This window comes from Maritimimonas sp. 2304DJ26-3, from assembly GCF_056591635.1.
This window is the reverse complement of the sequence record NZ_JBWQOK010000001.1, coordinates 725,177-738,376: the sequence shown is the minus strand read 5'-3', so window position 1 is coordinate 738,376 and position 13,200 is coordinate 725,177. Positions and strand designations below refer to the sequence as shown.

The 13,200-nt window shown below is 31.8% G+C and carries 11 protein-coding genes; 5 read left to right on the top strand and 6 right to left on the bottom strand.

The features are described 5' to 3' along the window. The first annotated feature begins 7 nt into the window (after positions 1 to 7). Positions 8 to 1,063, top strand: coding sequence for a glycosyltransferase (locus AC1EUV_RS03455; RefSeq protein WP_480197267.1), 1,056 nt, complete (start codon positions 8 to 10; stop codon positions 1,061 to 1,063). Here the strand turns inward: AC1EUV_RS03455 and AC1EUV_RS03450 are convergent. Next, the gene (locus tag AC1EUV_RS03450) at positions 1,028 to 2,068 is read right to left on the bottom strand and encodes a sensor histidine kinase (RefSeq protein ID WP_480197266.1); all 1,041 of its coding nucleotides are present in this window, start codon (positions 2,066 to 2,068) and stop codon (positions 1,028 to 1,030) included. The genes AC1EUV_RS03455 and AC1EUV_RS03450 overlap by 36 nt on opposite strands. Then, positions 2,069 to 2,755 (bottom strand): response regulator transcription factor, encoded by a 687-nt coding sequence (locus AC1EUV_RS03445; protein WP_480197265.1) that lies wholly within the window; start codon positions 2,753 to 2,755, stop codon positions 2,069 to 2,071. It abuts the gene before it with no gap. A 199-nt stretch (positions 2,756 to 2,954) separates the two neighbouring features. Here AC1EUV_RS03445 and AC1EUV_RS03440 point away from each other — a divergent pair, with 199 nt between their 5' ends. Together AC1EUV_RS03440 and AC1EUV_RS03435 are read left to right on the top strand one after the other, a co-directional pair. Next, positions 2,955 to 3,302: a T9SS type A sorting domain-containing protein gene (locus AC1EUV_RS03440; protein WP_480197264.1), complete on the top strand. Its 348-nt coding sequence runs from the start codon at positions 2,955 to 2,957 to the stop codon at positions 3,300 to 3,302. Positions 3,303 to 3,378: 76 nt separating this feature from the next. Continuing rightward, positions 3,379 to 4,092 (top strand): 3'-5' exonuclease, encoded by a 714-nt coding sequence (locus tag AC1EUV_RS03435; protein WP_480197263.1) that lies wholly within the window; start codon positions 3,379 to 3,381, stop codon positions 4,090 to 4,092. On the opposite strand, the gene AC1EUV_RS03430 is transcribed toward AC1EUV_RS03435, so the two are convergent. After that, positions 4,093 to 5,952: an ABC-F family ATP-binding cassette domain-containing protein gene (locus AC1EUV_RS03430; RefSeq protein ID WP_480197262.1), complete on the bottom strand. Its 1,860-nt coding sequence runs from the start codon at positions 5,950 to 5,952 to the stop codon at positions 4,093 to 4,095. It abuts the gene before it with no gap. Positions 5,953 to 6,071: 119 nt separating this feature from the next. Between AC1EUV_RS03430 and AC1EUV_RS03425 the strand changes: the two genes are divergently transcribed. Both AC1EUV_RS03425 and AC1EUV_RS03420 read left to right on the top strand, forming a co-directional pair. Further along, positions 6,072 to 7,748: an ABC transporter ATP-binding protein gene (locus AC1EUV_RS03425; protein ID WP_480197261.1), complete on the top strand. Its 1,677-nt coding sequence runs from the start codon at positions 6,072 to 6,074 to the stop codon at positions 7,746 to 7,748. Between the two features lie 2 nt (positions 7,749 to 7,750). Then, positions 7,751 to 9,313 carry a class I SAM-dependent methyltransferase gene (locus AC1EUV_RS03420; RefSeq protein WP_480197260.1) on the top strand — a complete coding sequence of 521 codons (1,563 nt, stop codon included), beginning with the start codon at positions 7,751 to 7,753 and terminating at the stop codon, positions 9,311 to 9,313. A gap of 9 nt (positions 9,314 to 9,322) precedes the next feature. On the opposite strand, the gene AC1EUV_RS03415 is transcribed toward AC1EUV_RS03420, so the two are convergent. The 3 genes from AC1EUV_RS03415 to AC1EUV_RS03405 all read right to left on the bottom strand — a co-directional run bounded on the left by AC1EUV_RS03415 (position 9,323) and on the right by AC1EUV_RS03405 (position 13,195). Further along, on the bottom strand, positions 9,323 to 9,868 hold the full coding sequence (locus tag AC1EUV_RS03415) for a thioredoxin family protein (protein WP_480197259.1): 546 nt from the start codon (positions 9,866 to 9,868) through the stop codon (positions 9,323 to 9,325). An 88-nt stretch (positions 9,869 to 9,956) separates the two neighbouring features. Beyond that, positions 9,957 to 11,741 carry a peptide MFS transporter gene (locus AC1EUV_RS03410; RefSeq protein ID WP_480197258.1) on the bottom strand — a complete coding sequence of 595 codons (1,785 nt, stop codon included), beginning with the start codon at positions 11,739 to 11,741 and terminating at the stop codon, positions 9,957 to 9,959. Positions 11,742 to 11,809: 68 nt separating this feature from the next. Beyond that, a complete protein-coding gene (locus AC1EUV_RS03405) occupies positions 11,810 to 13,195 on the bottom strand; it encodes a peptide MFS transporter (RefSeq protein ID WP_480197257.1) in 1,386 nt (461 codons plus the stop codon). Positions 13,196 to 13,200: the final 5 nt, after the last annotated feature.

Below are 13,200 nucleotides of genomic sequence, written 5' to 3'. Positions count from 1 at the left end.
TTACATCATGAAAACTAAAAAAGTTATTGTTGCACCATTAAACTGGGGCTTGGGACATGCCACACGTTGTATTCCTATTATTAATGCTTTGCTAGATAATGACTTTATACCCGTTTTAGCTTCAGATGGCGGTGCTTTAAATCTGTTGAAAAAAGAATTTCCCAAACTAGAGATATTAGAATTACCATCATATAAGATTCGCTATACAAAAAACTTAAAATGGAGCTTATTTTTGCAAATACCTAGAATTTTAACTGCTGTCAAGCAGGAAAATAACATCATTAAAAATTACGTAAAGCAACATAGAGATGTTGTAGGTATTATTTCTGACAATCGGTTTGGAGTACGAAACGACAAAATTCCATCGGTATATCTTACACATCAAATCAATGTCCTATCAGGGCGGTGTACTTTTTTAACTAGTAAAATACATCGGAACATTATCAAAAAGTTTGATGAATGTTGGATTCCTGATCAAAAAGAAAGAACCCTTTCGGGAAAATTATCTCAATCTGAATTTAAAACTGCTGCTGTAAAGTTTACAGGAGTTTTATGTCGATTGAAACCCAAAGAACTCCCTGTTGTTAATGATATACTTATTATTCTTTCAGGTCCAGAACCGAATAGGTCACAACTTGAAAATAAACTTCTAAATGAGTTTGAAAACTACCAGGGAAACTTAGTATTAGTTCAAGGGAAAGTAGAGAATAATCCAAAAGCTTTCCGTAAAGAAAATCTCAAAATCTATAATTACTTACTATCAGATCAATTAGAGAGGGAAATTAATCAATCAAAATTAATTATTTGCAGATCAGGCTATTCATCTGTTATGGATATGGCGAAATTGAGGAAAAGAGTATTTTTTATACCTACAAAAAATCAAAACGAACAAGAATATTTGGCGAAGTATTTAGAAGAACAAAGAATAGCTCCATACGCTAAAGAAAAAGATTTTAAAATTAAATTATTAGAGAAGGCAAACTATTATACAGGTTTTGAAGAACTTGCTTCAGGGTTCGCTGTCGGATTATTGAACCTTTTTAAGCGTAAACGAAAAAGTTGACCCTTGACCATAAGCACTTTCAACAAATACTTGCTGTTGGTGACTTTCGATAATGTGCTTTACTATAGACAACCCTAATCCAGACCCTCCCTGATCCCTAGATCTACTTTTATCTACTCGATAAAACCGTTCAAATAAACGTGATAAATTACTTTCTTCTATGCCTTCACCATTATCCTGGACTTTTATGACAAATTGACTGTCACTATAATTAGCTATAGATACAGTAGATTTGCCATTTACTTTCCCATACTTAATAGAATTTTCTATTAAATTAATTAAGACCTGTTCAATTCTGTTGATGTCCGCTAGCACAAAAATAGGAGTGGAATATAGCTTATCGAATAATAAAGTAATTTGCCGTTTTTTTGCTTTCATTTCAAGTAAATCAAACACATTTTGAACTAGCTCTACAATATTAATTTGTTCAAAAGAAGGATTTAAATCTCCGGATTCTAATTTCGAGATCATATCGAGATCTTTTACTACATCTATTAGGCGTTCTACACCTTTATTAGCCCGCTCTAAATATTTACTTCTAATGGTTTTATCATTTATAGCACCTTCAATTAGCGTAAGAATGTATCCTTGTACTGTAAATAAAGGGGTTTTTAATTCGTGAGCAACATTCCCCAAAAATTCTCGCCTGTATTCTTCGCGAATCTGTAACATTTCAATTTCCAATCTCTTATCTTCAGCAAACTTTTTAACTTCCATAGAGAGGGTTTCCATATCAGAAGTTATTGATGTTTTATTAAAATCACTAACATCTAATAATTTTACTTCATCGTAGATTTTCTTTACTCGTTTGTAGATAAAGAGTTCAACTCTAAACTGAATAATTAAAAAAGAAAAAATGTAGAAGATGAATGAAACTAGAAAAATCAACCATAAGTTAAGTTCATTGTAAAAGAGATAAACTGAAATTGTGATCAGAAAAGTTAGACCAAGTGTTAAAAATAAGGAAGATTTGAATGCAAATTTATATGTCCGTTTTAACTTCATTTAGCTATTAAATTTATAGCCAACACCTTTAACGGTTTTAAAGTAATCGTCTCCAATTTTTTCACGCAATTTACGTATATGTACATCTATTGTTCTTCCACCAACCACAACATCATTACCCCAAACAGTCTCAAGAATAGTTTCGCGCTTAAATACCTTACCAGGTTTGGAAGTGAGAAGCACTAATAGTTCAAATTCTTTTCTTGGTAATGAAATACGCTCATCATTTTTTTGAATAAAATATTCATCTTTATTGATAATTATATTTCCGACGGACACTATATTATTAGTTTCGTTATCAGAATCTTTTAATCGCCTCAACAAAGATTTTACTTTGCTAATTAGAACTTTTGGTTTAACGGGCTTTGTTATGTAATCATCGGCACCAGCTTCAAATCCAGCAACTTGGGAATAGTCTTCACCTCTTGCGGTAAAAAAAGCAATGATAACATCTTCTAAATCTTTAATAGTACGAATTTTTTCACAAGCTTCCATTCCATCCATTTCAGGCATCATTACATCTAAAAGAATGAGGTGAGGAGAAATCTTTTTTGCAGCTTTAACAGCCTCTATTCCATTAGTGGCAGTAAATATTTGATAACCTTCATTTGTTAAATTATAACTAACAATTTCTAATATATCTGGCTCATCATCAACTAATAAAATTTTGATGTCTTTTTTCTTCATTGGTATGTTTATTGATAATCAAAAATAACTATTAAATCTTTAGGTTTACAAACTTAACAATTTGATAACAAGAAGCTATTATGTTGCTTTTTTTAGAGAAAAATACAATAATTTAAAAAAAGCAGCGTTGCGCATCTTATTTTTTAAGAGATTTTTGTAACTTTAACCGTTGTCAACTTGCTGCGAACGAATCATAGCTATGAAGAAACTTTACTTTCTCATTTTCTTTTTTTTATGCACCATATTTGCTTTTACTCAAAGTATTGATGGACAAATAGATAATAAAGAAAAAATTGCTCAACAAAATGAGATAGAGGGATTTAAAATGTATCCAAACCCTGTATCAGATGGGAATTTATACATAGCAACGCTTCAGAATAGGCGGAAAAATGTTCAAATCTTTGATGTTCTCGGAAAACTGATTTTTTCTAAAACTTTACAAAACAACAAAATTCGCTTGGATGTATCAAAATTGGGCCCTGGTGTTTATATTTTAAAGATTTCAGAGGATAAATATTCGGTAACTAGAAAACTTGTAATAAGATAATATATACCAAACCTTTATCATTAGCGAGCCAAGTGCTCGCTTTTTTTTCATCTAAATTTTATATATTTAGTTTATAATGTTAGACAAAATCAATATAGAAAATATTCTATTTTTAGATATAGAAACAGTACCAGAAGTTGAGTTATTCTCTGACTTATCAGAAGAAAAACAAGAACTCTTTGCTTTAAAAACTGCTTATCAGCGTAAAGATGAATCTACACTAGAAGAGTTTTATGATAAAGCTGGTATTTGGGCTGAGTTTGGTAAGATTATATGTATTTCGGTTGGTTATTTTATTGATTTAAACGGAAATAGAAATTTTAGAATAAAATCTTTATCTGGCAATGAAAAAGAACTCCTAGAGAACTTTAAAGGTCTTTTAGAAAATCATTTTAATAAACCACAACACTTATTGTGTGCACATAACGGAAAAGAATTCGACTTTCCATATATAGCCCGAAGAATGATTATTAACAGCATTGAATTACCAGCTAAACTAAATCTTTTCGGGAAGAAACCTTGGGAAGTTGCTCACCTTGACACTCTAGATTTATGGAAGTTTGGTGACTACAAACATTATACTTCTTTGCGATTGTTGACCAATATTTTAGACATCCCTTCTCCAAAAGAAGACATAGACGGTAGCGATGTAGCTAGAGTTTATTATCATGAAAATAATCTTAAAAAAATCATTGATTATTGCGAAAAGGACACTATTGCCGTTGCTCAACTATTACTACGGTTTAATAATTTGAAATTATTGAAAGAGAATGAAATAGTGCGGGTTTAATTAACCTTCTAACTTCATAGATAGTTCTAGCCAGCGTTCTTCTTTAGTTTCAATTTCATTGATTATTTCTTGAAGTCTATTTGAAATTTCTGTAATGTTATCGTTAGCAACTTCATTATTTTCAAACTGTTTTTCAATTGTATTTTTTTCCTTTTCTAGCATTAAAATAGCTTTTTCTAAATTTTGAAATTCCCTATTTTCATTATATGATAGTTTTCCTTTCGAAGAAGTTTTTACACGAGAATCTTCTTTTTTCTCTTTTTGAGATTCTTCCTTTGGTTGCGAATCCTCATAAGCACGATAATCAGAATAGTTTCCAGGAAAATCAGAGATATTTCCTCTATTGTCTAATACAAACAAATGATCTACAATTTTATCCATAAAATAACGATCGTGTGAAACGACTATTAGATTTCCAGGATAATCTAATAAGAAATCTTCCAAAACATTAAGTGTTAGAATATCTAAATCATTAGTAGGTTCATCTAATATCAAAAAATTAGGATTCTGAATGAGTACAGTACATAGATATAATCGCTTTTGCTCTCCACCAGAGAGCTTTTCTACATAGTCATATTGCTTTTTACGATCGAATAAAAATCGTTCTAGCAACTGTCCTGCTGATATTTTACGTCCTTTAGTCAGAGGAATATACTCACCGAATTCTTTAATAACATCAATTACTTTTTGTCCTTCTTTTATGTGAATTCCTTTTTGAGTATAATAACCGAATTTTACCGTCTCCCCCACAATAACTTTCCCTCCATCAACAGAAATAGCAGAAGTTAATATATTTAAAAAGGTTGATTTCCCGGTACCGTTTTTACCAATAATCCCTATACGTTCGCCACGCTTAAATACATAATCAAATTTATTGAGAACTACTTTACCATCATAAGCTTTAGAAACATTATGAAGCTCAACTATTTTGCTCCCTAAACGCTCCATATTGATTTCTAAAGTAACTTTATGATCCTTTCTGCGCTGATGTGCTTTTTCCTTAATCTGATAAAAATCGTCAACCCTAGATTTAGATTTTGTTGTACGAGCTTTAGGCTGGCGTCTCATCCAATCAAGCTCTTTCTTAAATAGGTTTTTAGCTTTCTCTAAATTTGTTTGTTCAATTAACTGTCTTTCTTCCTTTTTCTCTAAATAGTAAGAATAATTACCCTTATAAGTATGTAATTTACCGTTATCTAACTCAACTATTTCATTACAGACACGTTCTAAAAAATAACGATCGTGAGTCACCATAAAAAGTGTCATTTTCTCTTTATGAAAATAGTTTTCTAACCATTCGATCATTTCTAAGTCTAAATGATTGGTTGGCTCATCAAGAATTAATAAATCTGGTTTATTGATTAAGATGATGGCTAAAGAAAGCCGTTTGCGTTGCCCTCCAGAAAGATTACCAATTTTTAAAGACAAATCCTCTAGCCGAAGTTTAAATAATATTTGCTTGTATTGTGTTTCAAAATCCCAAGCATTGTTTAGTTCCATTAACTCAAATGCCTTTTGATAAGCATCTGCATCTTCAGAATTTTTTAAAGCTTTTTCATATTGATGAATAACCTCTAATGTTTTATTATCCGAGTCAAATATTGCTTCTTCAATGGTCGAATCAGGGTTTAGTTGATCGTTTTGTGCTAAAAATGCAATATTTAAACCTTTACGGGAAACTATTTTACCCGAATCTGGCATATCATTTTCAACAAGGATATTTAACAGTGAAGTTTTACCTGTTCCGTTTTTTGCTACAAAAGCAATCTTTTGATCTTTATTAATACCGAAAGAAATATCTTGAAACAAGATGAGTTCACCATACGATTTTGAGATATTTTCTACGGATAAGTAATTCATTTATAAAATTTACAGACTTCGCAAAGTAACTAAAAATACAATGCTATCTTGTGGTTAAAACGTATATATTTTTTGATTTAAAACATGTATATTTATAATAGATAAGAATTGATCTTTTCATGCTACAAATAAAAAATCTCAATGTTTATTTTTTATCAGAAAATATAAAAAGGCAAGTGCTTTTTGATGCAAACTTTTCTTTGAATAAAAATGAAATTTTAGGAATTGTTGGTGAATCAGGTTCTGGTAAATCAGTCTCTTCATTAGCAATTTTAGGACTATTACCTAAATCAAAAACAATAATAAATGGTAAAGTTCTTTTTAATAACTTAAACCTTTTAGAATTTAATGAAAAAGAATATCAGAAAATAAGAGGTAATAGGATTTCAATGATTTTTCAAGAACCCATGAGCTCATTAAACCCTAGCCTTACCTGCGGTTATCAAGTTCAAGAGATTTTGTTGCAGCATGAACCTATCTCTAAAAAACAAGCAAAAAATAAGGTTTTAGAATTATTTGAAAAGGTTAAGTTACCTAGAATAGAGACAATTTATAACCAATACCCTCATGAACTCTCTGGAGGGCAAAAACAACGTGTAATGATAGCTATGGCTATTGCCTGCAAACCAGACATTCTTATTGCAGATGAACCAACGACAGCACTTGATGTTACTGTGCAGAAAGAAATCATCAAACTATTGAAGGATATACAGGAAGAGACTGAAATGAGCATTATTTTCATTTCACATGATCTCTCGCTTGTTTCTGAAATTGCAGACAAAATAGTTGTAATGCATCAAGGTAAAATTTTAGAGCAAGGTAACGTCAAAGAAGTTTTTAAAAACCCTCAACATAATTATACCAAGGCATTAATCAATTCTAAACCAAATTTAGATAAACGATTAAAAGTATTACCAACCGTTGAAAGTTTTTTAAACGAGTCGGTTAGTAATGAAGTTTTTTCAACAAAAGAACGACAAGAAAATCATAAAAAGTTATACGGTGATTTACCATTATTAGAGGTTAAAAATCTAAAGACCTATTTTAATACAGACACTTCTTGGTTTTCAAAAAATAAGAATGTAGTTAAAGCTGTTGATGAGGTAAATTTAAAGCTTTTTAAAGGTGAAACTTTAGGACTAATTGGTGAATCAGGTTGTGGTAAAACTACATTAGGCCGAACGATTATGCAGCTAGAAAAAGCTACAGAAGGAGAAATTATATATAAAGGCAGAGATATAACAGAACTAAAAATTTCTGAACTCAAAAAACTTAGGAAAGAGATTCAAATCATTTTTCAAGATCCTTTTTCGTCATTAAATCCACGAATACCTGTTGGGAAAGCAATTTTGGAACCTATGAAGGTTCATGATTTGTATAATTCCGATAAAGAAAGAAAAGAAAAAGTTCTGGAAATTTTGGAAAAGGTAGGGTTAAGTTCTGAGTATTACAATCGTTATCCTCACGAATTTTCAGGAGGTCAACGCCAACGTATAGGTATTGCTAGAACTATCGCTTTGCAACCTAAATTGATTATTTGCGACGAATCTGTTTCTGCATTAGATGTTTCTGTACAGGCTCAGGTATTAAACCTATTAAATCAGTTAAAAAAAGAATTCAATTTTTCATATATCTTTATATCACATGATATGGCAGTTGTTAAATTTATGGCAGATCAACTGATCGTTATGAATAATGGAAAGATTGAAGAAATAGGTGAAGCAGACGATATCTATTCAGCTCCAAGAACAACATATACTAAAAGATTGATAAATGCAATTCCTAAAGGAATATAACTATGCAATTAACCAGAGAAGAGAAAAAAGAATTTAGAGCATTATTATTTAAGCATCAAGACGGACTGGCAATCACCAATACAATTGCTATGTTGGAGACTAAAGGCCTTTTCTCTTTTTTAAATGAAGAAAAGCAGAGCACACTTCAAAAGATTAGTCAAAAATTTCCTAAACTAAACAGTGGATATCTAAATATAGCGTTGCGGAGTTTGGCATCACAAGGAATATTTGACTATCAAGTATCTAATACTGAGGTTTCAATTAGCACAACCCAGAAGTTTGAACAACTACAAAAATATATAAGGCTATATATTATTTTTTCAGAAGTTTATAAGGAGCAATTAGCGCTGTTAAGAACCTCGTTTGACACATCTTTTTCAATAGATGCACAATTATTAGAATTGTCGAAAAAACTTGGTGAGATTAGAAATGAAAATAAAGATGATTCGTACTATCAAAATGAGGTACTTATTCATCTAGAAGGTGTTTTATTATTACCGATTTGGGTTTATCTTAATTTCAATGCTAATAATGAGGAGATTGCTACTATGAGTATTGTTGCAAGAAATAAACTGTTACAAGTATTTTTAGAAAACTTATCATTATTAAATGACGGACAGCTTACCAAAAAAGGACAATTTCTTTTAGAAAAAAGTTATGCTTATGGGGTTACAACTTCTTATCTGCCAATAATGGCAAATATTAATGATTATTTAAGAGGTAACTATCAGCATTATTTTGAACGTGATATTCATGGCAATGAACAGCATGTGTTTAGAACCATCAACGTTTGGGGAAGTGGAGGTTCACACTCTACTTACTTTAAGCGAATAGATGAGGTTTTGCTCGATATTTTCAACAAACCTTTAGAACAACAACCAAAAGGAATTATTGATGTAGGCTGTGGCAATGGAGCTTTATTAGAACACATGTTTAATTTGATTTGGCAACAGACAAATAGACGTGATGATTTAGATAAAAACAAATTAATCTTAATCGGAGCAGATTATAATAAAGAAGCATTATTGAGCACCCAACGAAACCTCAAAAAGGCAGATGTTTGGGCAGAGGTAGTTTGGGGTGATATTGGCAATCCAGCAGAAATAGATGAAAAATTAGGAAATCTTTATGGAGTCAAGCTCGAAGATTTACTGAATATTCGCTCATTTTTAGATCATAATAGGCCTTTTAACACCCCTAAAAGCAAAAACGAATATGATTTAACATCTACCGGAGCATTCGCTCACAGAGGCCAACTATTAAGCAATAAGGATGTTGAGCAAAGTTTAGTTGAACATTTATTAAAATGGAAACCTTATGTTGAAAAACATGGATTACTACTTATAGAGTTACACACTATTGATCCGAATAAAGTTAGCATGAATTTAGGCAATACACCGTGTACTGCTTATGATGTTACTCATGGTTTTTCAGATCAGTATATTGTTGAAATCGAAGTATTTAATAAGGCGGTTGAACGAGCTGGACTAAAAATAGATCCTAAACATTATTATAAATTTCCTAATTCAGATCTATCTACAGTAAGTATAAATTTGATTTATTAGCACAAAGAATTATTCAAACTCAGGTTTGAAATTTTTTTGATAATCCATCCATTGTTCTTTAGAAGTAACAGACTTATAGTCGTTCGATGCAAAAATCTTTAAGAATATTTCGAGTTGTTTTGGCTTATGAAACCCTTTAACCGGAGTAAGTAAATCAGCTTTTTCATCTAGAAACAAGATGGTTGGATATGCGCTAACCCCAAAGTATCTTGTTAATTCATGAGAACTATTACGGCCTCTTCTAGAACCATCATAATTTGGATTGGTGAATGTATTCCCTTTGAAGTTTACCTTATCATTTCCTTCAGCATTAAATTTTACGGCATAATAATTTTCATTAATGTATTTGGCAACATCTTTATTTTGAAAAGTATATTTATCTAGCATTTTACACGGGCCACACCAAGTAGTATACATATCAATAATTAGCTTTCGAGGCTCTTCTTTTTGTGCAGAAACAGCTTCTTCAATTGTCATCCAATTGATTTTTTGATCTTGGGCTATTCCCATTAAGGAAAATCCTATTATTGCTATTAATACAACTAATTTCTTCATTATCTATCTTTTATCTTTTCTTCAGACGCAAATAACATGCCTAAATTACAAAAAGAAAACGCTCCATATGGAGCGTTTCGTATATTATCTAACGTACACCGTGCATTAATTTTTTCAACAACGGGTTTAGTAAAATTGAAACCAGCCCTGCACCTATTGGTATCAATGTGAAGATTAAAAAGAAAGTACCCATAGAATATTGTTCAGAAATCTTATCAATCATTCCCCCCATGGTACCCGCAGCTTTTTGTCCAACAGCAATAGCTAAATACCAAACACCAAACATAAAACCGATCATCCTTGCCGGAACAAGTTTACTTAAATAAGAAAGACCTACAGGAGATAAGCATAATTCACCCATAGTATGAAATAAGTAGGCTACAATTAAAAATATAATACTAACGGAAGCTGTTTTAGCTCCTTGAGGAATATCTGAACTTCCATAGGATAAAAAAGCGAACCCTAAACCAAGTAGAATTAATCCTAAGCCATATTTCATAGCCGCACTGGGGTTGTATTTGCTTTCCCACCATCGAGAAAAGAATGGCGCTAATGTTATGATAAAGAATGAATTTAAAATACCAAACCAAGTGGCGTCAATTTCGGCCGCATCAGTTGAGAATTTATCATAAACTCGATATAAAACCAATGCCCAAATACCAACAAAAGCAATAGCTAAAACAATATTAGAAAGACCAATTTTTGAATATGTTTTACTAAACAATAAGTATAAAACCCAAGTAATAATTGCTAGAGGACCAATAGTTAAAATGGCATCTACAATTTTAAAGATCATTCCAGATGAGCCCACCAATTCTCTATCGGTATAATCTCTTGCAAATAGAGTCATAGAACCTAAGGATTGCTCGAAGAAAGCAAAAAAGAATACTGTAAATACACCAAAAATAGATACAGCAATAATTCGATCACGCACTATAGGTAGATACCTAGATATTCTGGTAACAAGTAAAATTAAGAACAATACAAGAGCGCCGAGCACAATTACATTTGATCCACTCATTCCCCCGATTTCAAATGGAGCTAAACTTGTACCTCCAATTTTTTCTAAAGGATCATTAAACAAATATAATAAGCCTCCAATAGAAGATAAAGCAATTAAAATTTTATCAAATACTGTAAACGGGTTCAGTTTTTCATCAACTTTAGCATCTTCTTGTTCAGCCGGAGCTTCCTCATTTATATTTTGTTGAATTTCAACCTCGTGTTTTTTACTTGGTTTAGCACCGATACTTCCAAATAATGGACCAGCTAACCAAAATTGCAACATACCAATTAGCATAAAAATTCCAGCAAGACCAAAACCATATGACCATCCAAAGTTCTCTGCTAAATAGCCACACAACATCATACCAAAAAATGCACCCGCATTTACACCCATATAAAAAATAGTATAAGCACCATCTTTTTTCTCTTCTTTACCCTTATACATTTCAGAAATGATGGAAGCAATATTTGGCTTAAAGAATCCTGTACCAATTACTAATAATGCAAGACCAGCATAAAACCCAAATTGAGTTTCTAAGGCCATAGCGCCATGACCTAAAGTCATTATCAAACAACCAATAACCACCGCCAATCTATATCCTGTAATTTTATCGGCTATCCATCCACCAATAATTGGTGTTAGATAAAGTAAAGAAGCATAAGTACCTATTAGTGCCAATGCATGCTCACGTGGCCATTCCCAACCTGGATTATCACTCACAAAAGGAGCAGTTAAGAATAGAACTAATAAAATACGCATTCCATAGAATGAAAAACGTTCCCACATTTCTGTAAAGAAGACAATAAATAATCCAGCAGGATGCCCTAGCACCTTATCTTTAAATAGATTTTCGATATCAGTATTCATAAAAGTTGTTTTGATTATATAAAAAGAAAAGCCTTACAGAAAATAATTAGGTAAGGCTTTGTGAAATTTTAATTACTTGCTATTTCAGATAATTCTGAGCTGTCCATTTCTCTTTCATTATCTTCAGCTCCATGAGTTAAAGCTTTTAGTTTTTTGAAGAAAACCAAAATTAAAAGGCCAAATAGAATACAGAAAACGGCGATTCCAGTAAACACTGAAAACTCACCAAATTTTGAAGCGGACTCTCCGAGTAATCCAGCTACTTTGTTCCCAAGACCAGTAGTAGCAAAATATAACCCCATCATTAGAGATGCGTATTTAGCGGGAGCTAATTTTGTTACAAAAGATAGTGAAACAGGCGATAAGCTTAATTCGCCAACAGTATGAAATAAATATGCTAAAACTAACCAGTACATTGCAGATGAACCAGAATTTTGATATTCTACAGACGCTGCAGACATAAACAAAAACCCTGTACCCATAATAATAAGCCCCATTATCATTTTAAAAAGAGAAGAAGCTTGTTTACCTTTTAATTGTCTATTAGCCCAAAAAGCTGCTACAGTAGTACCAAGAGTTATAATAAAGAACGCATTTAATGATTGAAACCACGAAGCTGGAACTTCCCAACCCATCAACATTCTATTGGTGTTATCATTTGCGTAAATATTCATTAACCCTCCAGCTTGTTCGAATGCTCCAAAGAATACTATTACCATTAAAAACGATAGAATTAAAACAATAACTCTGTCTTTTTCAATTTTAGTCAATGGCTTTTTAAGAAGTGCTCTTTCTTCTTCATTTTCTGATTTTCCTAAGAAATCACCGACACCTTTAAGATATTTTTGTCCAGCAACAAATTGAATCAAACCAAATAGCATACAAATTCCAGCCAAACCAAACCCGTAATGCCACCCATGAACTTCACCCACATATCCAACTATTAAACTAGAAAGAAAAGCACCAACATTAATACCTATATAGAATATTGTAAAACCTTTATCCCTTCTTATATCACCTTTTTTATAAAGACCACCTACCATTGTAGAAATATTAGGTTTTAACATCCCCACACCAGCAATTATAAAACCTAAGCCAGTATAAAATGCCCACATTTCTTCTATAGCAAGAACAGTATGACCAATTACCAAAAGAATTGCTCCAACAATTACAGATTTTTTTTGCCCTAAGAAATTATCAGCAATCCAACCTCCGGGTATAGAAGCAACATAAACCAACATTGTATACCACCCGTAAAGAGCTAAAGCTTCTGCATTAGACCAACCTAAACCAGCATTTTGTTCGGTGGTTTTTGTTACTAAATATAATACCAAAATGGCGCGCATACCATAGTAAGAAAAACGTTCCCACATTTCTGTAAAGAATAATACATATAATCCTACTGGATGTCCAAAAAGTTCTCTTTGATGTGGCTGTTTTATAAGTGTTGACATAATCT